This window comes from Longimonas halophila, from assembly GCF_002554705.1.
Taxonomy (GTDB): Bacteria; Bacteroidota; Rhodothermia; order Rhodothermales; family Salinibacteraceae; genus Longimonas; species Longimonas halophila.
Genome location: NZ_PDEP01000003.1, coordinates 260,830 through 284,491 on the forward strand (window position 1 = coordinate 260,830; position 23,662 = coordinate 284,491).

The window sequence follows — 23,662 nt, forward strand, 5'->3', positions numbered from 1 at the left end:
ATCAGCGTGCGCTGCTGCATATTGAGACCTCCTCTGTTTCTGTTGGATACGTACGCTGTGCCATGCCCCTATCGGATCTCAACCGCCGTTCGTTTCTGAAGCGTGCTGGGCTGCTCGGTGGAGCCGCCGGGTGGGCTGCCTTCACGCCAGGGTGTGCCAACGCAAGCGCCCCATCCGCTGGAGCGCGCACCGTTACCGGGCGCGTTACCGGTCCCGACGGCGGCGTGGCAGGCGTGCGCATCACCGACGGCCTCTCCGTGGTGCAGACCGATGCCGACGGCGCGTTCACCCTTCCTGCAGATGCGCGGCAGCCGTTCGTGTACATGGCGGTGCCTGCCGGATACCGCATCCCCCAGCACGACACCGGCACGGCGCGCTTCTTCCAGCCGCTCACCGACGCCCCCGAGCAGACGGCCACGTTCGAGCTGGAGCGCTTACCGACCGACGACACACGCCATGCCTTCATCGTACTGGCCGATCCGCAGACGCTGGATGCCCACGACATGAGCCGCTTTCATGCGGAAACCGTCCCGGCGGTGCAGTCCACCGTAGAAGCGCTGGGGGATACGCCGGTCTTTGGCGTCGGCAACGGCGACCTCATGTTCGACGACCTCACGCTCTTTCCTGAGTATGAACGTGCCGTAGAGCGCATGGGCATGCCATTCTTTCAGGTGGTCGGTAACCACGACCTCAACTTCGAGAGCCCGGCGCACCGAGGATCGTACCAGACGTTCCGCGACCACTTTGGCCCCGGCTATTATGCCTTTGACCGCGGCGATGTGCATTACGTAGTGCTGAATAACGTGTACTGGCCCGGCCAAGACGGCTTTGGGCGCGCTACCGACTCGTATCTGGGCCATGTGCCCGACCGGCAGCTATTCTGGCTCGCGAACGACCTGGCCACCGTCTCGCCCGACCAGCCCGTTGTGGTGTTCACTCACATCCCAATGCTGAGCACGCTCTACGAACGGCGCGGCACCGACCGCCCGTCCCCGCGCAACATGACCGTGAACCGGGCGGCGCTCCATCGGATGCTGGAACCGTTTGCAGAAGCCCACATCATCACCGGGCATACCCACGAAACCGAGCATCGCTATCCCGCAAATGTGCACGAACATGTGATGGGCGCGGCCTCGGGCGCGTGGTGGACCGGTCCCATTGGCCGCGATGGCACCCCGCCCGGCTACGGCGTCTACGAAGTCGATGGCACCGCCCTTTCGTGGCGCTACCAGTCGACTGACTACGACGCCACCCACCAGATGCATCTGTACGCACCGGGCACCGACCCCGAGCGTCCCGACGCGCTCATCGCCAACGTGTGGGATGCCGACGACGCATGGCGCATCATCTGGTACGAGGACGGCGTCGAGCAAGGCCCGATGGAGGCATACGTGGGCACCGATCCGCAGGCGGAGGCGCTGTACCGCGGCGACGATCAGCCCGAGCGCCATCCGTGGGTGTCGCCGGTGCCTACGGCGCATCTGTATGCCGCCACGCCCTCGCCCACAGCCTCCGAAGTCACCGTAGAGGCCACCGACCGCTTTGGACGCACCTATACCGAGACGCTTGCGCTTAGGTAAAGCAAAAAAGTTAGACCTGCTCCTTGAGGACCTACGCAGTTGCAACGCTCACATGGGTATCTCGTCGCGAGGCTCTGCCTCGTGACGCAGTCGTTTAGGGGCACAACCGGCATGACCCTTCGGGCCCCTCTGCACGCGTAACCACCGATATGAACGCGTCTCCGTGTACAGATTGGAGATACGCTGTGGCATCGCCTTGGTCGTTGAAATGATCTATCAGGATTACCGAGTCAAGTAGCACGCTCATTTGTCTTCCCCCTCATCTGCCCCCCACTCCTCCCACGGATCAAGCCACTCGGCGCGAATGCGCCGCTGATATTCGAGTCCGTCGCCCCCTTTCCAAATGCCGCGGGAATCTTTTAGAAGACGTTTGAGCTCAGCACAACGCGGACTCGGCGTAGTATCTTCCACCTTCAACTGCTCCTCGATAGCAAGCCAGTCATCGTAATCGATCTGGACGGCCACCGGATTCATGTTTTCGTCGGTTACAATGCGCTTTGAGATCGTCATGGCAGCACGGGCTTTTTGCATGCATTGCGGGATACGAATACGCCCCGCATCCACCGAAAGTTTACACAGCGTGTGGTGAGCACGTCTCAGAATCGGCGGTGCTATGCAAGCGCGGGGGCCAGTGCCTGTATGAGCATGTGGGCATCCGCCAGGCGGGCGCGGGCGGTGGCGTCATTGGGGACGCCCGGTCCAAATGCCTGGTCGGTGTACAGTGCCACCACGCCGTGGTCACCGAGCGCGTCGAGCATGCGGGCGCGGTCGTGTGGGGCGTTCTTCTCGGGCCAGTCGATCTGCCCCGCCAGATAGGCTACGTCGTGGCTGGCGGGCGGCGGCGCTTCGTGCTGATGGCGATACACTGCTTTGAGTGCTTTCTCAACGGCGAGGTGCGCCAGTACCGCCGCATGCCGCGCGAAGCCGCCCTGAAGCAGATGCTCGGCCGCCCGCAAGTCGCACTGCGCCTGCCTCCACCAGGTGTCGGCTGAGGCATCCAGATGAATGGTAGACATGGGGGCTGTGCTACTCGTCAGAAGAACGCTCCAGAATCCACGTAGCGATGCGGTTGAGCACATCGGGGGCGATGGTCTCCTCAATCTGGGCATATTCGCTGGGCGCCCCCGTGTCGGCAGTCTGAAAGAGGTGATTCAGTTCGTTGAGGACCACTACGTCGTAGGTGGAGGTAGGGGCCGTGCGCAAAGCGGATTCGAGCGGCTCAGCATTCAGCGCTGGACGTACCTGCTGGTCGCGCTCACCAAGGAGCGCGAGGACCGGCTGGGTAAGCTGCTGCAGGTCGGAGGCCGGGTCGTACCGCACAAAGAAACGGAACCACGGATCTGTCAGGTTACGGATTTCGCGGTCGACCATATCGCCTTGACTCATGCCGCTCGTTTCGGCGATGAGCGCACGCAGATCGCGAGCAATGGCCGTTGAGTCGTCCTCTTGCTTCACGATGTCGAAGACGCGCTGCTGCGTGTCCAGTTGCGCCTCTACGCGAGGGCCCTGTGCACCGGCGCGCTCGGCGCTGGCAGCAAGCTGATCGCTCAGAACAGCATCGCCAGGTACGCCCGGACTGCCCACGAGCACAAGCACATCGACCAGGTCGGGGTAGCGTGCGCCCAGGTATCCCGCAATAAGCCCGCCCTCGCTGTGCCCTACAATGCCAACGCGCTCGGCATCGACTTCGGAGCGGTCTTCCAGGTAGGTAAGTGCGCCACGCACGTCGTCGGCGAGCATGGGCGTGGTGGCGCCTTGCAACGTGCTCTCGGATTCGCCCTGCCCGCGCTCGTCGTAGCGCAAGACCGCGATGCCTTGCCGCGTGAGGTAGTCGGCGAGCACGGTGAGCGTCTCATGACCTGCGGTTTCGCCGGTGCGCGTGTGTGGACCGGAGCCTGACACCAGCACCACGGCGGGCACGGGCGCCTCGGCCTCGGGATGCGAAAACGTACCGGCCAGCGTGTGCCCCTCGGTCGCGGTGGAAAAGGTCACGTCTTCGGTCGCGTACGGGAACGGGGCCTCGGGCTGCTGCGGACGATTCACCTGCGAGGGCGTGTCGGTGCGCGCCAGTGTAAGCTCAGGTTCAATCCCGCCCTGAATCCAGGTGCCCTGCACGGTGTCGGGGGCGGTGCGCACGCCTTCGTAGCGCCCGGCAATGGACGGTACGGCGAGCGTGAGGCTATCGCCCGTCGCGGTGATGTCGTCCAGCGAAATGCCCGACGCGCCCTGGTCGGGGCTATCCATGGTGCCGGTGAAGCCGCTGTCGGTGCGGTCGAGGTGCAGCACCACGCGCAGCTCGGTGCCGGACACACGCAACGTACCCTCCCAGCTTCCGACCCACGCCGTGTCGGACGGCGACGTGTCGGGGCCCGACTGGGCATGCAGGGGGAAGCTCAGGCCTCCGCCTCCAAGAAGGGCAGCGAACAAGGTAGCAACCAGCAAACGCGTTGACATAACGATGGGGGACAAGCAAAGCAAAACGCATCCACCTGTAACGGACCGGCGTAGCGCAAGTGCCGGTTAGGCCGACGTGTTGAGCTCAGCGGGGCTGCTTTCGAGCACCACCCCCGGCTCCAGCGGGCGGATGTACACGTCGTCGCCGGGCTGGAAGGAGAAGCGGTTGGAGGTGTGCACGAGGTATTCGCTGCTGTCGCAGGCCACGCGGTAGGTGATGTCGTGCCCCTTGAACGCGCGGTCGATGACGGTGCCCGGCGTGCAGCCGTCGGGGTCGGGCACGTTCTGCGGCGCGGCCAGCGTGAGGTGCTCTGGGCGCAGCGATACGAGCACGCGCCCCGAGGCCGGACGGTTCAGCGGCAGGCGTCCGATGGGCGTGTCGGCTTCGGTGCCGTCGGCATCAGACATAAGCAGGTTGGTGCGGCCCAGGAACTGCGCCACGAAGAGCGTGCGGGGCTGGTAGTAGACCTCCTCGGGCGTGCCCACCTGCTCGATGCGTCCGCGCCGCATGACGGCCACGCGGTCGGCAAAGGAGAGCGCCTCTTCCTGATCATGCGTGACGAGGACGGCGCTTAGTCCGTTATCTTTAAGGAGCGTGCGCACCTCCTGGCGCGTGGTTTGGCGCAGCAGAGCATCGAGATTGGAGAAGGGTTCGTCGAGCAGTAGCAGCTCGGGCTTGGGCGCGAGGGCGCGGGCCAGCGCCACGCGCTGTTGCTGTCCGCCCGACAGGTGATGCGGCGTGCGATCGGCATATCCCTGCAGGCCGACCATCTGGAGCGCTTTGCGGGCACGGCCTTCCTTGTCGGGCAGGTCGGTGTGATAGCGGAGGCCGAACATCACGTTTTTGAGCACGCTCAGATGCGGAAAGAGCGCGTAGTCCTGAAAGACGAGGCCGATGCCGCGGCGCTCGGCAGGCACGTGGGTGTGGCGGTTAGCCAGGATGCGATCGCGCATTTCGACGGATCCGGCAGAGAGGCGCTCGAATCCGGCAATGCAGCGCAGCATCGTGGTTTTTCCGCATCCGCTGGGCCCGAGCACAGCGAGGATTTCGCCATCGGCCACCTGAAACGAGACCTGGTCCACCGCGGGCGGTCCCTCGGCGGTGTACGACTTTGTGATGCCGTCAACGGTAAGAATGGGATCAGTCATAACCAGCGCGCGGCCTGTACGGCTTAGCGGCTACACAAAAGAAAGCGGCCAGTAGATGTTGTTACGACATGGGAGCAGCGTGCGTTTGACGGCTCGTTGTTTTTTCGCGAACGAGCAACAGGCCCACAAACAGGGCCGAAAAGCCCATGATGGCCAGTGCGTACGGTGCAGCATCCGCGAACATAGCTTCATTGGCATAGCTCCACACGTTCAGTGCAAGCGGGTCGAACCCCAGCGGAGAGAGCAGAAAGGTGAGCGGCAGTTCTTTCATCGCCGAAAGGAAGACGAACGCCACACTTACAATGAGACCCGGACGCAAGAGTGGAAGCGTCACGCTCGCGAAGGCGTGCAGCGGCGTGCGTCCGAGCGAGCGGGCCGCTTCTTCGATGTTGGGCGGGGCCTGGTAGAGCGCGCTACGGATGGGCCCAACGGCCTCGGCCATAAAGTGCAGCGCGTAGGCCACCACGAGCAATCCGAGCGTCTGGTACGCGAAGGGCAGGACCTGCAGCGTAAACACGATGAGCGCCAGCGCAAAGGCGAGCGGCGGCGTGGCGTAGCCCAGATACGCGATGCGCTCCAGCCCTGCCGTAAGTTGCGAGGGCATGCGCACGCTCAGATATGCCACCGGCAGCGCCAGACTGGCCGCCAGGAAAGCAGCAGGCGCTGAGGCCGAGAACGAATCCCAGAGCGCCGTGCCAAGTCCGCCCCACGGCACGCCGGTTTGTGCAGCCGAGGCCATCCAGTACACGACAGTGCCTGCTGGAATGACCACCGACGTCAGCGCAATAAACCCGACCCCCCCGTAGGCGGGCCCGGTCCATGCCCCGAGGGAAACAGGCGTGGCCGGACGTCCGGTGCCTGTGCCGGTGCGGTGGTAGAGCAGGCCCTTGAGCAGACGGGCTTCCAGCACGAGCACCGCGATGGTAAGCGCCAGCAGCATCAGCGCCAGGCAGGCGGCGTAGATGCGGTCGTACGAGGCGGTGTACTGGAGATAGAGCGCATAGCTGAACGTCTCAAAGCGCATCAGCGACACAACGCCGAAATCGCCCAACACGTGCAGCCCCACGAGCAGTCCGCCCGCCAGGAGCGCGGGGCGCAGCTGCGGCAGCACCACGCGCCAGAACACTTGGTGGCGCGGATAGCCCAGCGCCTGGGCCGACTCCTCGATCGCCGGATCGAGCCCCAGGAGCGCGGTACGCAGGTTTAGGAAGAGATACGGAAATGTGCCCAGGCTAAGCGCCGCCCAGGCGCCCCAGTAGCCGTGCAGCCGGTCGATGGGCAGCCCCACAACCTGGTTAAGCACGCCCTGACTGCCCGTAGCCCCAAGGAGTGCGTAGGCCATCACGTATCCAGGAATGGCCAGGGGCAGCACGCCCAGCCACGTCATGATGCGCGTGCCCGGCAGGGTGGTACGTGCTGTGAGCCACGCCAGGGGAAACGCCAGCAGCATGGTGCCCACGAGTACGCCCCCGGTAAGCGCAACCGTATTCCAGAGCAGTTCCAGCGTCCGCATCCGCACAACAAGGCGGTACAGTACGTCGGGGTCGGCCTGGGCGGCTCGCACCAAGAGGTAGGCCAGCGGGATGAGCACCCCAACGACCACAAGCGCGACCGGCACCAGAAGGTACCACCGGTCGCGCAAGTGATCGCGCCAGAACGTTATCCAGCGAGTGGGGAGCACAGTGTGTTTGGTTCACCAACAGAAAGAGCCCCTTGGCTACAGCAGTCCCTGGTTGCGCAGCAGGTCGAGCGTGCCATCGATGTTGCGGAGCTGCTCCAGATCGAATTCGGGACTGGTTTGCAGGGCTTCGTCAACAGGCAGCATGTACGAGGGCACGTCAATGCCGTTCACAACCGGGTACTCATTCACCGTTTCTGCGGCAAAGGTTTGCGCATCGGTATTTAGCAGGAAGCGGAGGAAGTCGTGTCCGGCTTCGGGTGCAGTGCTGGTTTGAAGCACACCGGCTCCAGTCACGAGCGCCAGGTTGCCCACGTCGCCATCGGCAAACCGGTGAATCGCGATGGGGGCCTCGGGATCAATGGTCGATTCATCGTCGACTTTGGCGTCGCCATACCGCTTACGCAGCACGTAGTAGTGGTTGGTCAGCCCGGCGTCAATCTCTTCAGCGGCAAGGGCCTCAACAAGCGGCGTATTCGAGGTATAGCTGTTGGGATCGAGATTGGCCTCCACATCTGCCAGCCACGTTGCAGCAGACGCCGAGTCCTCTACCACGCGCAGGGCGGTTACGAAGTCTTGGAAGCTGGAGTAGGCAGGCGTCCACCCAAAGCGGCCCTCAAGATTGGACTGCGCAGGCAGGTCAAGCACCGAACTCGGCAGGTCTTCCGGGTCTACGCGGTCGGTGTTGTAGGCCAGAACGCGAAACCGAGCCGTGACGGGCGTCCACTGGGCATTGCTGGGCACAAAATAGTCGGCCATGCCGAGCAGGTCGTCGGGCAGGTCGGTCAGGCGGCCCTCTTCGGCCGCGTTGCCCAGTGCGCCGGTGGTGTTGGCCCAAAACACATCGGCGGGACTCTGGTCGCCCTCTTCGGCCAGCGCGGCCAGCAGTTGGGCGTCGGAGCCGTAGCGCACGCGCACTTCGCGGTCGGTTTGCTCGCGGTACATCTCCACGAGCGGCTCCACAAGCGCCTGGCTGCGTCCGGTATAGATGACGAGTTCGTCGCTCTCTGCATCGGTGGTGTCGGCGTCGTCACCGGTGCCACAGCCCATGAGCGCCATGCTGCTCAGCAGCACGGCACCCAATACACTCCACACCGTCCATGTCTTATTGATCATTGGTAGGGTTGGATTATCGAAAAGATCAGTTGTTTAGATCTATTCTAAAGAGACAGAACGGCATAAGACAGCCGCGCTCTTCCCTCGGGCCCAATTTGGGCGAATTTCCATACGGGCGCCGGGCTGGCTTTAGGGGCTTTCATCGCTTTCGTAGAGCCGGATGCCGAGCACTGCGCCCAGCCCCGCAGCTACGCAGCCCCCGAACACGTCGAAGAGAATTTGCACCGTGTAGTAGTTGTATCCCCATGCCTCCTGAAATTCGTAGATAAGCGCATCGCTGGGGGGCTGCATGAACGATGGCGCCGGGTCGAAAAACACGCCCATGATAACGAGTACGAGCAGCACAAACTGCCGCGTAACGCCCACAATGAGCCCGGTAATGATGCCCATCCGAGCGCCTTCGGTGCGCGGGATGGCGCGTCCTGAGGCGGGCTTCCAAAGGCGGATGAGCAATACACCTGCCGCGAAGGATCCGACGAAGCGGAGAACCATCGCATCCACAAAAATAAGGAGAAGGCCAAGGGAGGCACCGGAGACAAATGCGGCGCGACGTTCACTGGTCATGTGGGGTGGGGCTTGTGCAGAAGATGGAGCATCGATAACAAACAAGATGCATTCTTCAAATGCGAATGCACAGCGCATCAGATCGTAACCGATGTGCGATGGATGGAGTAGAATGGACGTGTGGGCGTGTCGAAGGATGGCTGGAAAGAAGAAGGTGTGGGTACTCTTTTGCACCTCCACACGTCCGCACCTCCTCACCTAACTACAATGCCTGGTCAATGCGCTCCAGGATGCCCTCAAGATGAATGCGAGTCATGCGGTCGGATACGTCGGCATCCAGCGCCTCGGTGATCTCGTCGCGCAGGAGCCGGAGCTGATCGCGCACCAGCGGGCGGATGTCGGACTGGCTGATGTGCAGGTCGGCATTGAGCGGTGGATTGTCATTGCTGCCTACACGCAGATTGCCGGAGGCGGGCGGCTCCCAGTGGTCGGCCTCGGCATCGTGCAGCAGGTGGTGGGCCTGCTCCAGGTACGCGCGCTGCATGTTGCGCCGATACGTGTCGATGGCTGCGCCCTGCTGCACCTCGCGCCAGACCATTGCCCGCGCGTCGTCGAGCATGTCGGCGGGGAGGTAGGTGTCCTCCCCAAGGAATGCCTCGTGCTCAATCATGCGAGCCAGGCGGGCGTGGTTGAGCAGGCGTTGCACGGCCAGCTCCTGGTAGGCGCGGATGCGCTCCACCGCACCTGCGTGCTCGATACGACGCAGCAGATCCATATCGAGCGCCCACTCAGGCGTCTGCAAAACATGCTCATCGATGAAGTCCATCGCCTTCTGCTGATACTCGGCCTCAATGGGCGTGTAGACCCAGCCCTCTTCGCCGTAGCGCTTATGATGCGTCCACGACCCGCCTACAGCCGAGGCCGCATGCTGCGCGTAGCGATTCCACTGCGTCAGGTTCTGCAGGTAGTGCGTCTCCAGCTCGTAGTAGTCGTCGCCCTCATCGAGCACCCAGTCCATCAGGTTTGTGGTCGCGGTGCGCAGGTTGCGCATGCCGTACTCGGCGGCTTCGATGGGATCATCCGAGATGCCCTCTGTCATCCGGTACGGGTCCCATTCTTCATCCATGCCAAACTGGGCGGTGGCCGACCGGAACCACGGGTCGTCGGCCCGCTCCACGATCCATTCGTTCAGGGTGTCAAACTCGTCTTCGGGCGTGGTGGCCTCGGGAATCGGGCGGTAGCCCCACATGATGGCAAACTCATCCCACACGCCGGCGCGCCGCTCCGGCGAGACGCCATCGCCCGGCTGGGCCACGTAGTTGTAGCGCGTGCGTCCAACCGACGAGGCCGAGTGCCCGCGTTCCTCCACAAAAGTGGGACTGCGAAGCGAATCAACCGGATACACGAAGTTGGCGCGCTGGTTGTGCGGCAGGCCCAGTGCGTGGGCCATCTCGTGCGAGACGACATAGCGCAGCGCCTCGCCCAGGTCTTCTTCGGCCAGCTCGTCGGTCTGGAACTCCGGGTTTGCGGTGGCCACCTGCGAGATGAGCCACCAGCGCAGCCGCTCGTCGAGGCCCTCGTATATGTTCATGTGGGCGCGGATGACCTCGCCGGAGCGCGGGTCGACTACATCGCCCCCGGCGTTGGCCGAGCGCACAGGCGTGGCCACATGGCGAATGACGTTATAGCGCGCATCCAACAGACTAAACTCGGGGTCCTCCGCTTCGGTGGGGGCCACTTTTACATCGAGTGCGTTCTTGAATCCGGCTTTTTCGAAGGCATCGTCCCACTCCATGATGCCCGCTTTGTAGTAAGGAATCCACCGTTCGGGTGTGGCCGGATCGATGTACCACACGATGGGCTCCTTGGGCTCCACAAGCTCGCCTCGCTCAAACGCCTCCATGTCGCTGGGCTCCAGCCGAAAGCGCCGCAGGTATTGCACGGGACGCACGCCCTGGAAGTCGCGTGAGTAGTCGGTCTGGGTGACGGTGATGTACGTGACGCGCTCGTCGGCCAGGCGCGGCATCATCGGCTCCTCGGGCAGCAGAATCATCGAGTGGTTGATGGCGAAGGAGACGGTGCCGCCGCGCTCGTTCGACGGGGGATTCGCAGCGTCGTACGAGCGCACCGCACGGATCTCGATGTTCTCGGGGAAGCTGCGCGTCCATTCGAGCCAGCTGCGGTCGCGGGCATAGCTGCGCACTTCCATTTCGGAGCGCTGCCACTCGGGTAGCGAAAACGATGGATGGTCGCCCATGTACAGATCCGTCACGTCGATGACCGACGCCCCGTTGCGCGTCAGTTCAACCGGGAAGCTGGCAATGACGGGCGCAAAGTTCGAGTTCTGCACGGCCTGATGCACGTTGTCGCTTTCGTTGGCAGTGGTGCTGTGCGACTGGGTGCGCAGGTAGATGTGATTGCCCCGCGCTTCCCACTGCACCACCATGTTCTGGTTGAGGCGTCCGCCCCCGTTGGCGAGTCCGTCTTGGGCCTGGGCGTAGCGGCTCATCACAGCCATGTCGCGCCCCAGCAGGGAATCGGGAATCTCGAACAGGATGCGGTCGTCCAGTTCGTACACCGTGAAGAGCCCCTCCTCGGCCTCGGCCCCGCGCAGGTCGGCGTTGGTCAGGGCTTGCGCGTTGACGCTGTGCGGATGCAGCCCCCCCCCCGGCAAGTCCGAGCATGAGTAGCAGGAACGCTGTAGCGTGTCGTATCCAGTAGACCATGATGCCAAAACGATGAGAGGCGGGGATGACAAAACACATTGTTCACAATCACGCGATTGCATCCGCCAAACGCAATGGATTGATGCCGAGGAGCGCCCATTCGTGACACGGAACTGTGTAACGCGTGCAGGGCGGGTTCCTACTGTAACAAAACAGTGAACCGCGCATTTGACGGACATGCATATACCCTATCGTTTTCCGAACCGAGCACCGTGAAGCATTTTCTTGCCCTTCTCTGTTGTCTGTGTCTGAGCGGCAGTCTGGTTTCAACGGCGGATGCACAGCGCATCGCCAAGTACGGCGCTGATTTCCTGGCGGGCGGCGTGGATGCCCGTGCCCTGGGTATGGGCGGCGCGTACGTGGCACACGCCGAGGAGGTGAGCGCCGGCTACTGGAATCCAGCCGGACTGAGCCACCTTACGCATCCCGAACTGTCGTACATGCATGTGGAGCGCTTTGCCGGGGCGGTGTCGTTCGACTATGCCGCCGGCGCACTGCCCATTAGCGACCGCTCGGCGCTGGGCCTATCTGTCTTTCGAAGCGGTGTGAACGACATTGTGAACACGCTGAATGCGTGGGATCCGAACCCAGTGGTAGGCCCGCCCCGCCCACGACCGAACTACGAGAGCCTCATCACCACGTTTTCGGCAGCCGACTGGGCGCTGTTCGTCAGCTACAGCCGCACGCTGAGCGACGACTGGTCGGTGGGCGTCAACTTTAAGGGCATCCGCCGCACTATTGGCGATTTTGCGGATGCGTGGGGTTACAGCATGGATGTGGGCGCGCAGTGGCGCTCGGAGCGCTACCGCCTGGGCGTCACGGTGCAAGACCTCTCGACCATGCTGCAGAGCTGGAGCATCAACGAATCCGCCTTTGCGATTGACGACGTAGATCCGGATACGGGCGATCCGTTTACTTTTGAGAAGGTGTTCGGCCAGGACCTGCCTACCGGCGGCACTGCGCTGGTCCTCCCGGTGGTGCGGCTCGGCTCGGGCGCCGTCTGGCCGGTGGGTCGGCACTCGGTCACGCTCGGGCTGGATACGGACATCGCGTTCGACGGCCAGCAGGCATTTGCGCCGAACATTGGCGATGTGTCGTTTCATCCGCGGGTGGGCGGGGCGTTCTCGTATGCGGGCGTGGCGGAACTGCGCGCGGGCATCAGCCGCGTGCAAACGGGCGACGACATCGGCCTCGACATCACGCCCTCCATTGGCGCCGGACTCACGCTGAATCAGGTGGCGCTGGACGTCAGTTTTGGCGACTTTGCCGGGCTCACCGCGCAGGACCTGGGCTATTCGTATCGCATCTCGGCCCGCGTACGGTTTGAGCCGCCGGAGTGAGATGGGGGTGGAGGGATGGACGGATGGATGATAGAAACGCTGGGGACGTCCGCTCAACCGAGGGCTTGGCGCAGTTGTGGACCACACACGTCACCTCGTCGCAAGGCTCTGTGATACTGTGAGATTACCCATAGGACCTGGCACCGACGGTCCCCCGTCGGTGTGCAATGGCAGCGGACGCTCCTGCGTCCGACCCGCAGCGTCGCATCTATTCTGTTATGTCTTTGTTGGGGACGCAAGCGATGCCGATAGCGTTCAGTAAAAGTTACCCGGTTATAGGCGCTCTGCACACCGCCATGCAGCACACAACCATTGCCTGCTGCATCCATTCGCGTGTGGCCGCTTTCTACGCGGCATCCACGAACCTGTAGGGGATGCATCCGGTTTGCGCGGGTGACCGTTTGTCTGTCGCATCCCCCTGAACACACCAGCCCATGAACACCGACATTCTGGAGCGCGAGGTGCAGTATCTGAAGGGCGTGGGGCCGAAGCGCGCCGATGCCTGGGCGGAAGCCCACGGCGTGCGCACCGTGCACGACATGCTGCATTTCTACCCGCGTCGTTACCTCGACCGCTCCACCACCACCGGCGTGCGCGATCTGCGCGAGGGCGACGCCGCCACTGTGATGGGCACCGTGCAGTCGGGCAACGTGGTGCCGGGCAAAAGCAATAAGCGCTTCGAGTTGATCCTTGAGGATGCCGAGGGCCAGCGCATGAAGGGCGTCTGGTTTCAGGGGCTCTGGTGGATTCGCAACACGTTCGAGGTCGGCGAGCGCGTGGCCCTGCACGGCACGGTGCAGAAGTACGGACGCTGGTTCTCGATGACGCATCCCGACTTCGACCGCCTGAGCGACGAGGCCGCCGCCCTCGACACCGGGCGCATTGTGGGGCTGTATCCGGGCGGACAGGCTATGGAGGCGGTGGGCCTCACCAGCCGCTCCATTCGGCGCATCATCTACCGCTTCTTTAAGGAGCACGGCCTGAAGCTGGGCGAGCCGCTCCCCGACTGGATGACCGAGCAGTACGGCCTGATGGAGGGCCGCGTGGCGTTGCGCGCCATTCACTTCCCCAAAAGTCAGGAGGAGCGCGCGCAGGCGGTGCAGCGCCTCAAGTTCGAGGAGCTGTTCTACATCCAGCTGCTACTGGCCATCACGCGGCACGAGCGGCAGGAGATCGCGGGCCCCACGTTCGATCCTCCGGGTTCGCTCACCACGCAGTTTGCAACAGACGTGCTGCCGTTTGAGCTTACGGAGGCCCAGAAGCGCGCCGTGCGCGAGATCGTAGCCGACACGCAGACCGGCATCCAGATGAACCGCCTCGTGCAGGGCGATGTGGGCAGCGGCAAAACCGTCGTCGCGGTGCTCGCTATCTTGCAGGCGTACGACAGCGGCTACCAGAGCGCCTTCATGGCACCAACCGAGATTCTGGCCGAGCAGCACGCCAACAGCCTCGCCGAGTATCTGGCGCCGCTCGACCTGCAGCCCACGCTCCTCACCGGCAGTCAGTCTAAGACCGAACGCGAGGCGGCCCTCGCATCCGTGGCGGAGGGCGCAACGCCCGTGGCCGTGGGCACGCACGCGCTCATCCAGGACAACGTAGCGTTCGACCGCCTGGGGCTGGCCGTGGTCGATGAGCAGCACCGTTTTGGCGTGATGCAGCGCGCGGAGATGTTCGAGAAGGGCGATCGTCCGCACATGCTGCTCATGACCGCCACGCCCATCCCGCGCTCCCTGGCCATGACGCTCTACGGCGATCTCGACGTCTCCAAAATCGATGAGATGCCTGCCGGGCGCAAGCCCGTAACCACGGTCATGCGTCGCGAGAAGCAACGCGATGATGTGTACGCGTTCATCCGCGAGCGCCTGCAGGCGGGCGAGCAGGCCTACGTGGTGTATCCGCTTGTGGAAGAGAGCGAAAAGCTCGACCTCAAAGATGCCGAAAGCGGCTATGCCACGCTGCAAGCCCAGTTTCCAGACTTCAATGTTGGACTCGTACACGGACGCATGGCCTCCGACGAAAAAGACCGTACCATGCGCGCCTTTAAAGCGGGCGAGCTCGACATTCTCGTGTCCACCACCGTCATCGAGGTGGGCGTGGATGTACCGGGCGCAACCATTATGCTCATTGAGCACGCCGAGCGGTTTGGACTCAGCCAGTTGCATCAGCTGCGCGGACGCGTGGGCCGCAGCGATCAGCAGAGCTACTGCATCCTCATGGCCGGCTATAAGCAATCGGCCGAGGCCAAGCAGCGCCTGGCGGCCATGACGCGCACCACCGACGGCTTCGAGATTAGCGAAGAGGACCTGCGCATCCGCGGGGCCGGCGACTTCTTCGGCACGCGCCAGAGCGGCATGCCCGAACTGAAGCTGGCCGACATCACCGAAGACACCGACGCCCTCGAAACCGCCCGCAACGCCGCCACCGCCCTCATCACCCGCGACCCCGAGCTTTCCGACGAGGCCCACGCGGCGCTCCGCACCTACTTCGACCGCTACTACGCCGACCAGTCCATGGGCTTCTTGCGCGTCGGGTAGACCACACTTCGTGTAAGCACATCCCTGATTCTTGCGTCCGGAATGCCCCGATTTTGGAAGTGCTTCGGGATCCCCATTGCTGCATCGAGGGTTTTGTTTGTTCACCTACGTTCGCATCAACCTACGGTGACGACCATGCCCGAAGAAACCCTGTTCGAAACAGAGCACACGTCCACGCGCGCCGAAGCCGCCGCCTACCTGCGCGCCCTCGCCGACAAGCTCGATGCCGATGGCACCGTGCACCTGTCCGGCGGCCCCAACACGCTTGACCTGACGATCCCCGAGCGCTTCGAGTTCGAGGTGAAGGCTGAGCGCGAAACGTCGCGCTCCGGCGGTACTCCCGAGCTGAGCCTGGAACTGGAGTTTGAGTGGAAGGAAGGGGCCGAAACCGAAGCTGGGGGCGGCACCCTCGAAATTACGTAGAAGGAAAAACAGAGGACCCGTGCTCGCCCGTCTATGCATCCGCGCCTCGCACGTGCGGATGCGATGCCACGGGCGAGCCGGGCGTCTTGGGATAGTAGGTCTTGCGTTCCAACGAACACACCGTCCGCATCCCCACTTCTTCGCCTCGGCTGTCCGTCTTGTCTGCTTGCCCGTTTCTCTGCGTGCATCTCCGTCGTGGCATCCTGCCAATCATCGTTCGGTAGGTCCGCAGGCCAGTCGGGCGGGGCAGAGCCCCTAAAAAGTGCGTCGCAAGGCAATATAAGGTTCTGAGATTAGCCGCCGCACGCTGCGACGCTCGCCCACAGAGATTTCCCATAGCCGGGTAACTTGTGCCGAAGGCTATCTGCACCGCTTGTGTCCCCAACGGAACAATATGCCCGAATAGGTTCGAGGCTGCTGGTCGGACGCAGGAGCGTCCTCTGCCCCATCGCACCGACGGGGGAGCGTCGGTGCCAGGTCTTTTGATGAATCTTACAATCGTACAAGGCCTTGCGACGAGCGTATGCAAAGAATCCTGTGCCGGGGCCCGCTTGCATCCTCAGCGGTCACCCTCGGCGGTCTGTGCGTATCCACCCCTCAGCCGCTGGCGCGACAGCTCCCCTCTCCAGGGGAGCGGGGTGGGGCTTGTCTTTTGCTCCTCGCACTTCAAGATCATCCTGACGACTGTGGAGGACAGATCTCAACGCCTACCTCGCAACGTTGGGCACGACCTTCGGTGGAGAGCGCTGGATCCCGGATCAAGTCCGGGATGACGTGACCTGAAAGACGCTCCCTTCGCTGGGGCCGGCTTGCCTCCCCAACAAAAGGACGGGGCAGAATCCCACGGGGCAGAGCCCCTGAAGAGTGCGTTGCAAGGCAGAGGGGCCGCAGGTCATGCTGGTTGTGCCTTGCGACGAGCGGGCATTCAGGGGTTGACAGAGCACTACGGTAAGCACTTACCCCGTCGCGATGCCGTGGGCGAACGCCTCGGGCAGTGCCTTGCGCACCAGTGCGCGCACTTCGCTCACGCGGGCGCATCCGACCGCCTCTTTGGCCAGCGTCTTCATCTCGTCATGGCGCAGCGCGCGGACGAGTGCTTTGGTGCCCGGCACCGCCCCTGGATTCACGCTCAGGCTCGACACGCCCAGTCCCAGCAGCAGCGGAATCGCCATAGGCTGCGCAGCGGCCTCGCCGCACACGCTCACGGGCACATCGCCCGCTTGCTGCACGGTGCGCTGAATGAGGCGCAGCACCGGCGGATGCAGCACATCCGCGAGCGCCGACAGGTCGGCATGGCCTCGGTCGGCCGCCATCACGTACTGCACCAGGTCGTTCGTGCCAATGCTGAAGAAGTCCACCTGCGGCGCCAGGTCCTCAGCCGCCAGCGCACTGGCCGGCGTCTCAATCATGATGCCCACGGGCAGCCGCTCGGCGTGGGGCGTACCCGCGTTGGCCAGCGCCGTCCGGGCAGTTTCGAGATGCTGCAGGGCCTCTTCGACTTCGTCCGGCGTAGCCACCATCGGCAGCAGCAAGCGCACCGGATGCGCCGCGCCCGCACGGAGCAGCGCGCGCAGTTGGGTTTGGAAGAGCTCGGGGTGGCGCAGCAGCACGCGAATCCCCCGAACGCCCAAGAACGGGTTCGCCTCGTCTGGAAACGACAGATACGGCAGCGGCTTGTCGCCCCCGGCGTCGAGGACGCGGATGGTAACAGGCTTGGTGAAGGGCTTGACGGCAGCCTTCAACGCCGTGACCTGGTCGTTTTCGGAGGGCGGCTCCTCCGCATCCCCAAACAGAAACTCGGTGCGCAAGAGGCCCACGCCCTCGGCCCCGCGTGCGGCAGCTTCGCGGGCATCGCCGGGCTGACTCACATTGGCTTGTACCGTAATGGCAATGCCGTCGGCAGTGATAGCAGGCTCTTGCGCGGCCTCGCGATGCGCCTGGGCCTGCTCGGCAGCGGCTCTGCGCGCGGCCTGAAGCTGCTCCACCTGCTCAGGCACCGGTTCGATCCATACGCGTCCGGCAGCGCCATCCAGGCCCAGCGGAGTGCCGTCGTCAACCGACTGAAGCGCCGTGCCCACGCCGAACACAGTGGGAATGCCCTGCCCGCGCAGCAAGATAGCGTTGTGCGCGGTGGGGCTGCCACCGGTGCACACGACGCCCTGCACATGGTCGGGGTTGAGATGCGGCACGACCGAGGGCGGCAGCGTATCGGCTACGAGGATGCAGGGATCGTCGGGCAGCGAAAGCGCATCGGCGGGTTCGTCGAGCAGCTCCAGGATAACGCGGCGTCCCACATCGCGCACATCGGCGGCGCGGGCTTGCAGGTAGTCGTCGTCGAGAGCGGCGTAGCGCTCGGCCAGTGCTTCGGTGGCGCCGTGCCAGGCGCGGGCGGCGGGCTCCCCCTCGTTGGTGATGCGGCGGCGGGCTTCGCTGAGCAGCTCGTCATCGTCTAAGAGCAGCGCCTGCGCATCCAGGATACCGGCAGCCGACGCGTTGCCCGAGGCATCGGATTCCAGTTCGCCCTGTACGGAGGCCAGCACCACGCGCAGGCCATCCCAGATCTCTTCGGGCGGGGCGGTCTGCGCAGTGGGTAGCTCGGGCAGCGCCGCGCTGAAGCGAGCCGCCGGGGCCACCGCCGTGCCCGCCTGCACGGGAATGCCCTGCACTGCGCCCTCGGGCAGTTTGGCGGACTGTGGTGGTTCGGGTGTTGCGGATGCGGCGGGGTCAGGTGTTGCAGGTTCAGGGGCAGCCTCGGTCTCCCCAAACCCATCGCGGATGAGGGTGGTGAGCGCCTCCAGGGCGTCAGCAGCGTCGGGGCCGTGGGCCGAAAGCTGGATACGATCGCCCTGCCGCGCCCCCAGCGTAGACACCGACGAGATGCTCGTAGCCGACACCGGCGCGTGGTCATCGCCCTCACGCGAAAGGGTAATCGCGGCATCGTATTGCCCAGCGGTGCGCACCAGTTGGGCCGCCGGACGTGCATGCAGTCCGTGCGGATTCACCAGTTCGGCAACCGCGGTTTGAGCCGCTCCAGATGATTCGGCACCAGGCTCGTCATCGGCGGGCGTGTGTACGTCGGGGGTGCCGGTGGGCGAGGGCGCGTCGGCGTCGGTATCGCCCACGTGGCGCTGCTTTTGGGCGAGGGCGTTCATGGCTTCGCGCACCACGTCGTCAACCGGGCTGCCCATGCTGGCCTGGATGGCCGCTGCCATAGCGCCCTCTACAAAGGGCGCGGACAGCAGGCGCGTGCGGGCGCGCGTTTCTTCGGGCAGCAGGTCGAGTGCGGTGTCGGTGCTTAGGAGGGCGCTGCCCATATCGCCCAGCACGAGCACGCCGTCGGGGCTGTCGACGGATTCGATGGCCTGCATGATGGCTACGGCGTCGGTGCCAAAGGCGGTGCCGTCGTCGCCCGACCCGGCAGCAACGGAAATTTGCACGTCGTCGTCGGCCATTTCACGAATGAGGGGGAGGAGCGCATCCGCCAGGGCCTGGCTGTGCGATACGAGAACGAGGCTTACCATAATGGTGCAGTGCGATTACCCAGCAGGATGGATGTGGCCCCTGCGTGTGGGCAGGGCACCGGGGCGGTGATAGCGCGGCTTCTGCGCTGTGTTCGTATATGGTGGATGCGAACTTGTTACCACGCACAACGCCCCGTTTGCGTACCCGGCTTGTTTCCTACAAGTTCGGGAGGGGTGTTTGTGGAGGCCAAGCTTTTGCTTTCCCCTTTATACTTGTCTTCATACTATTTATGCGCGGGCTCTGAGCGAGAACATGACCTGAAACAGGTTCTATGCGCGATCGCTCCAGGCCGTAGCGGCGGCGTCGAGGAGGTAGTATGTGGAGGTGGCTCCGGGGTCTTGGTGGCCTTTACTACGCTCGCCCAGGTAGCTGGCGCGTCCCTTGCGCGCTTCGAGCGGCGTGGTGGCTTCCATGCCCTTTTTTGCGGCGTTGGCTGCTTGCTGAATGGCTTCGGAAAGCGGCGTTCCGTTTTCAGCGGCGTCTTCGAGGGCTTCTACGGCCGGCAAGAGCGCGTCGACCATTGTTTTGTCGTTGGGCTCGGCTTTGCCGCGGCGCTGCACGCCGTTGAGTCCGGCGCGGAAGAGCGCAGCCACTTCGGGCGTGCCCAGTTCCTCATGCTCGGCGGTGGTTTTGCCTGCATCCATGAAGAGCGTGCCGTAGAGCGGGCCGCTGGCCCCGCCGGTTTTGGAGATGAGTGCCATGGCCACGGTGCGCATGGTATCACTCATGCTGGCGTCGTCATCGATCTGGTCGACGGCGTGCGAAAGACCACGGTTCATGTTTTGGCCGTGATCACCGTCGCCAATCGCGGAGTCGAGCTTGGTGAGGTAGGCGCGCTCTTCGGCTACGCGGTCGGCAAAGGCGCGAATCCAGGCGTGCAGGTCGGGGGCAGTCAAGGGCATAAGCAGGGGTATCGATTGGAAGAACAGACGCCGCAGCGCGCGGGGCGCTGCGGCATGAGGACATACTGGTATGGGACGGCAGGCTGCCGGGTTACGCGCCCCAGCGCATGCCGGGGGTGTGGACGGGCGCATCCCACAGCTCCACGATATCGTCGTCGGCGCGCATCATGGTGATGGAGAGGCCCGCCATTTCGAGACTGGTGATGTACGGCCCTACCAGATTGCGCACCACGCGCAGTCCGTGCTGCTCGGCGAGTTCGGCGGCCTTGCGGTACGCCAGGTAGACCTCAATGAGCGGTGTGCCACCCATGCTGTTGACAAACAGGATGACATCGTCGCCGTCTTTAAACGGCAGATCTTCAACGATGGGCGTCATGAGGCGCTCTACGATTTGATCGGCAGGCTCGACCTCCATGCGCTTGCGTCCGGGCTCGCCGTGGATGCCAATGCCGATCTCCATCTCGTCCTCGCCCAGATCAAACGTAGGCTCGCCTGCGGTGGGCACGGTACACGAGGTCAGCGCCATGCCCATGCTGCGCACATTGTCGTTGCAGCGTGTGCAAAGCGCTTCCAAATCGTCGAGCGAATAGCCCTTGTCAGCAGCCGCGCCACAGATCTTCTCGATGAGCACCGTACCGCCCACGCCGCGGCGTCCGGCGGTGTAGGTGCTGTCCTCAACGGCCACGTCGTCGTCGATGACCACGCTGCGCACATCGATGCCTCCGGATTCGGCCATTTCCTCGGCCATCTCGAAGTTCATCACATCGCCGGTGTAATTCTTGACGATGTGGAGCACGCCTGCGCCCGCATCAATGGCTTCGGTGGCGGCTTGCATCTGGTCGGGCGTTGGACTGGTGAAGACCTCGCCCGGACAGGCGGCATCGAGCATGCCGCGACCTACGAATCCGTTATGCATAGGCTCGTGGCCGCTTCCGCCGCCTGAGAGCAGGCCGACCTTGCCGTCGGGCACGCCATCGGCGCGGACGACGTAGGTCGGGTCGAAGTGGACGGTGAGCAGGTCGGGGTGAGCCGCCGCCATCCCTTCGAGGGCTTCGCGGACTACATCATCGGGGTTGTTGATGAGCTTTTTCATAGCGTTCGTGTAGATTATAGAGGGAAAGCAACAGCGGGAATGTAACCACCAAACCGCCACCCGCCTGTTACAACGGGGGCGATTCGGGGTGGCAGGGCATATGCTGGACAAAATATGCCGCGCCAAGTGGGTGAACCGGATCCAGGCGTTAAACGACCCAGCTGGCCGATCCAAAGATACCAGCGAAGTAGAGCAGCGCAATGAGCAGCGTGCCAAACGTAATGGCGGCTGCGGGTGGATCCACGTGCGTGTCGCCGTGGGCGTAGAAGATGCGCTGGAAGAACTCGCCGAAGAGTGCACAGATTACGCCGAATGCGCCTCCAATAATGAGCGCTGTGGTAGGCCCCACCCCGGCGAAGACGGCATCGCCGGATGCCATAACGGCAAGGGCCGCGGTGCTTGCGGGGAGCGTAATGTGGTGCGTAACTGGGATTTTTTCAACACCCAGGTTCAGGAAGAGAAGTGTAGCGGCACTAATACCGAAGGCAAGAAACGGGCTTTCGGTCTGGATAGCGGTGAACGCTCCCAAGAGTCCAGCAACAAGCCCGATGAAGGCGACGCCGCTCCACTTGTACTGGTGGGGAAGCCAGGGCTCGGTGGCTGGGCGGTCGGTCACGTCTTTCACTTGATCGGAGACAGCGCCTGCGCCATCGGGCTTGTTCTCATCGCGCTCGAAGGGTCCCATGTCGAGCACGCCACTGCCGCGCACTTTACCAATAATGCTGTATCCCATGAACGCACGGTGCAAGAGTGCAGACACCACGACGGTAATAGCAATGGTATCGAGCGGAAGCGAAGCGGCTACGGCCCCTTGCTGGATAAGCAGGCCCAGAATCCCGAAGAGCCCACCAACGGCCAATACATCGACCTTTGTGCCAAAGGCATAGGTGATATTTTTGGCTTCATGGTAGCCGTTGCCCGTATCCATGTAGCCTTTCTTTGCAGCGTAGGCCGCCGCCGCAGCACCTCCAGCAAACGAAATATGCGGGCCGAAGAACGCACCGAATCCAACCTGTCCAGTCACGCCAGAGAGCCCTCCGGCCTCTCCAGCAATAACCATAAATCCTGTAAATATAAATGCAGGCAGTGCACCGATAGCCGCCCCGAAGGCGCCCCCGGCGAAGGCTGCAATGATGAGGAAGACGTCGATATCCATAATAGTGTGGGGATAGATAGGTGAGTGTAGCGCAACGAGGCGCTGCGACGCGTGCCAGCCGCAGCGAAATAGCGTGGGGACGGTCTTACAGCAAACAGCCGGTCTTTCTTATGCGCGGTGGCCGTGGAACGCCGGTTCAGTAGTCTCGCACGAGAGGCTCCCGAAACTACTGCGCCCCACGGCTCCCCGCGCACGGGAAAAGAATCGGTACCCCAAGGGGGGTTTAGAAGGTAATCTGCGCGCCCAAGATGAACGCGTTGTAGTCAGCCTGTGCGTCGGACTGGAAGTCCTGGAACTCAGCCATGAGCGTGAGCTGGTCGGTGGCCATGTAGCGGGCAAAACCCATGAGCAGCTGGTTGGTGTTCTCGGGTACGCCGCCCACATCGGTCGACGTTTCGTCGTGCGACCCTTCGCCATAGCTGCCGCCGAGTACGAAGCCGCCAAAGTCGTAGGTGGCTTCGCCGTACCACTGCGTGCCATCGGCCTCGGCCTGATCAAGTCCACTTCCGCTGTCGAGCCCGAGCCCGATGAGTCCGTCGGAGCCGATGCTCTGCGTCTGCGAGAATGCGCCGCGCAGCCCAAAGCCACCAGCGCTCAGGCTGGCGCCAACGTCCCAGCCGTTGATGCTGTAGCTGAAGTCTTGGGGGATCACATCGACGTTCTGATAGAGCCCGCCGACCCACAGGTCGAGCGTGCCGCCTTCAAACTCGGCCAGGTAGTTGGCTTGTCCTTCAAAGCGGGGTGTGGTGGTTTCAATTGCCTGATTAGGTGCGCCACCTGGCTTTTCCGGGTTGATCAGACCCAGCTTCAGCGAGAAGCCGTCCAGGTTGGGCGTGGTGTAGGTGATGCGCGGGTTGAAGTTGGCATAGGTGTAGCCGGTGCCAATGCGCCCGAGCGTGGCATCGGCGGCATCGGGGCCACCAAAGCGACCGACCCCCATGGCACTGCCCTGATCGGCAATAGCACTGCCGCCAAAAATACCGAAGCCCTTGCCGATGTTGAATGTGCCAAAGTCGCCCGACACCGCGATGTCAGCGACACGTCCTTCAAACAAACCGTCATTCTGCACGCTTGCCCCTTGCAGGTGATGGTTAATCTGAAAGGTGGCCGACACGTTGACGCCGTTTTGTTCGGGGGCGTTAACGGAAAAGGTAATGTTGCCCGGGTTGAAGCCCGACTGGATGCGCGTAGCGAATTGATTTTCGCCATCTGACCGGGCGCCCTCATGGCCTGAGGCGTTCAAAAACACAGGGATAGCGCCCGCAACGCCGAAGTTCCACCCGTCGTCGGTGTCCATGGAAATAGACTGTGCCTGCGCATCCGACACGGCGAGCGTTCCGAAGAGCAGGACCACGCCAAATAGCGCAGCAGTTGCATAGTGCGAGATCTTTCGTATCGGTTTCATCGCGTATTGGGTTGGATTAGGGTACAAAAGCGGGGTTCAAAATCAGGCAGTTCAGCAGCGCTTGCCTTCTTTCCAGCAAA

At 63.4% G+C, this 23,662-nt stretch carries 17 protein-coding genes; 4 read left to right on the plus strand and 13 right to left on the minus strand.

Features of this window, described 5'->3' with window-relative positions:
• Nucleotides 1–62 precede the first annotated feature (62 nt).
• Nucleotides 63–1,580, plus strand: coding sequence for a calcineurin-like phosphoesterase C-terminal domain-containing protein (locus CRI93_RS04990; protein WP_098061511.1), 1,518 nt, complete (start codon nucleotides 63–65; stop codon nucleotides 1,578–1,580).
• A gap of 243 nt (nucleotides 1,581–1,823) precedes the next feature.
• Here the strand turns inward: CRI93_RS04990 and CRI93_RS04995 are convergent, their stop codons facing one another.
• The 8 genes from CRI93_RS04995 to CRI93_RS05030 form a co-directional block, all read right to left on the minus strand.
• Nucleotides 1,824–2,090: a hypothetical protein gene (locus CRI93_RS04995; RefSeq protein WP_098061575.1), complete on the minus strand. Its 267-nt coding sequence runs from the start codon at nucleotides 2,088–2,090 to the stop codon at nucleotides 1,824–1,826.
• Nucleotides 2,091–2,191: 101 nt separating this feature from the next.
• Entirely contained in the window at nucleotides 2,192–2,596 is a 405-nt protein-coding gene (locus CRI93_RS05000) for a HEPN domain-containing protein (RefSeq protein ID WP_176521702.1), read from the minus strand.
• A gap of 10 nt (nucleotides 2,597–2,606) precedes the next feature.
• Nucleotides 2,607–4,034: an alpha/beta hydrolase family protein gene (locus tag CRI93_RS05005; RefSeq protein WP_098061513.1), complete on the minus strand. Its 1,428-nt coding sequence runs from the start codon at nucleotides 4,032–4,034 to the stop codon at nucleotides 2,607–2,609.
• 66 nt (nucleotides 4,035–4,100) lie between these two features.
• A complete protein-coding gene (locus CRI93_RS05010; protein ID WP_098061514.1) occupies nucleotides 4,101–5,183 on the minus strand; it encodes an ABC transporter ATP-binding protein in 1,083 nt (360 codons plus the stop codon).
• 61 nt (nucleotides 5,184–5,244) lie between these two features.
• Entirely contained in the window at nucleotides 5,245–6,864 is a 1,620-nt protein-coding gene (locus CRI93_RS05015) for an ABC transporter permease (protein ID WP_245850326.1), read from the minus strand.
• Nucleotides 6,865–6,900: 36 nt separating this feature from the next.
• Nucleotides 6,901–7,977, minus strand: a complete 1,077-nt coding sequence (locus CRI93_RS05020; protein ID WP_245850328.1) for an extracellular solute-binding protein — start codon at nucleotides 7,975–7,977, stop codon at nucleotides 6,901–6,903.
• A gap of 129 nt (nucleotides 7,978–8,106) precedes the next feature.
• Nucleotides 8,107–8,541: a hypothetical protein gene (locus tag CRI93_RS05025; protein WP_098061515.1), complete on the minus strand. Its 435-nt coding sequence runs from the start codon at nucleotides 8,539–8,541 to the stop codon at nucleotides 8,107–8,109.
• 202 nt (nucleotides 8,542–8,743) lie between these two features.
• Nucleotides 8,744–11,215, minus strand: coding sequence for a zinc-dependent metalloprotease (locus tag CRI93_RS05030; RefSeq protein WP_176521703.1), 2,472 nt, complete (start codon nucleotides 11,213–11,215; stop codon nucleotides 8,744–8,746).
• A 204-nt stretch (nucleotides 11,216–11,419) separates the two neighbouring features.
• On the opposite strand from CRI93_RS05030, the gene CRI93_RS05035 reads away from it, so the two are divergent.
• From CRI93_RS05035 to CRI93_RS05045, 3 genes are all read left to right on the plus strand, one after another.
• Nucleotides 11,420–12,547: a PorV/PorQ family protein gene (locus CRI93_RS05035; protein ID WP_245850329.1), complete on the plus strand. Its 1,128-nt coding sequence runs from the start codon at nucleotides 11,420–11,422 to the stop codon at nucleotides 12,545–12,547.
• Nucleotides 12,548–12,981: 434 nt separating this feature from the next.
• On the plus strand, nucleotides 12,982–15,081 hold the full coding sequence (recG, locus tag CRI93_RS05040) for an ATP-dependent DNA helicase RecG (protein ID WP_098061517.1): 2,100 nt from the start codon (nucleotides 12,982–12,984) through the stop codon (nucleotides 15,079–15,081).
• A 135-nt stretch (nucleotides 15,082–15,216) separates the two neighbouring features.
• Nucleotides 15,217–15,504 carry an amphi-Trp domain-containing protein gene (locus CRI93_RS05045; protein WP_098061518.1) on the plus strand — a complete coding sequence of 96 codons (288 nt, stop codon included), beginning with the start codon at nucleotides 15,217–15,219 and terminating at the stop codon, nucleotides 15,502–15,504.
• 956 nt (nucleotides 15,505–16,460) lie between these two features.
• Here CRI93_RS05045 and ptsP read toward each other — a convergent pair.
• The 5 genes from ptsP to CRI93_RS05070 all read right to left on the minus strand — a co-directional run bounded on the left by ptsP (nucleotide 16,461) and on the right by CRI93_RS05070 (nucleotide 23,582).
• Nucleotides 16,461–19,025: a phosphoenolpyruvate--protein phosphotransferase gene (ptsP, locus tag CRI93_RS05050; protein WP_098061519.1), complete on the minus strand. Its 2,565-nt coding sequence runs from the start codon at nucleotides 19,023–19,025 to the stop codon at nucleotides 16,461–16,463.
• A 270-nt stretch (nucleotides 19,026–19,295) separates the two neighbouring features.
• The gene (dhaL, locus tag CRI93_RS05055; RefSeq protein WP_098061520.1) at nucleotides 19,296–19,928 is read right to left on the minus strand and encodes a dihydroxyacetone kinase subunit DhaL; all 633 of its coding nucleotides are present in this window, start codon (nucleotides 19,926–19,928) and stop codon (nucleotides 19,296–19,298) included.
• Between the two features lie 91 nt (nucleotides 19,929–20,019).
• Complete coding sequence (dhaK, locus tag CRI93_RS05060; protein ID WP_098061521.1) at nucleotides 20,020–21,021, minus strand: dihydroxyacetone kinase subunit DhaK; 1,002 nt, start codon at nucleotides 21,019–21,021, stop codon at nucleotides 20,020–20,022.
• A 148-nt stretch (nucleotides 21,022–21,169) separates the two neighbouring features.
• Nucleotides 21,170–22,177, minus strand: a complete 1,008-nt coding sequence (locus CRI93_RS05065) for a DUF7973 family transport facilitator (RefSeq protein ID WP_176521704.1) — start codon at nucleotides 22,175–22,177, stop codon at nucleotides 21,170–21,172.
• 223 nt (nucleotides 22,178–22,400) lie between these two features.
• Nucleotides 22,401–23,582 (minus strand): porin, encoded by a 1,182-nt coding sequence (locus tag CRI93_RS05070; protein WP_098061523.1) that lies wholly within the window; start codon nucleotides 23,580–23,582, stop codon nucleotides 22,401–22,403.
• Between the last annotated feature and the right edge of the window lie 80 nt (nucleotides 23,583–23,662).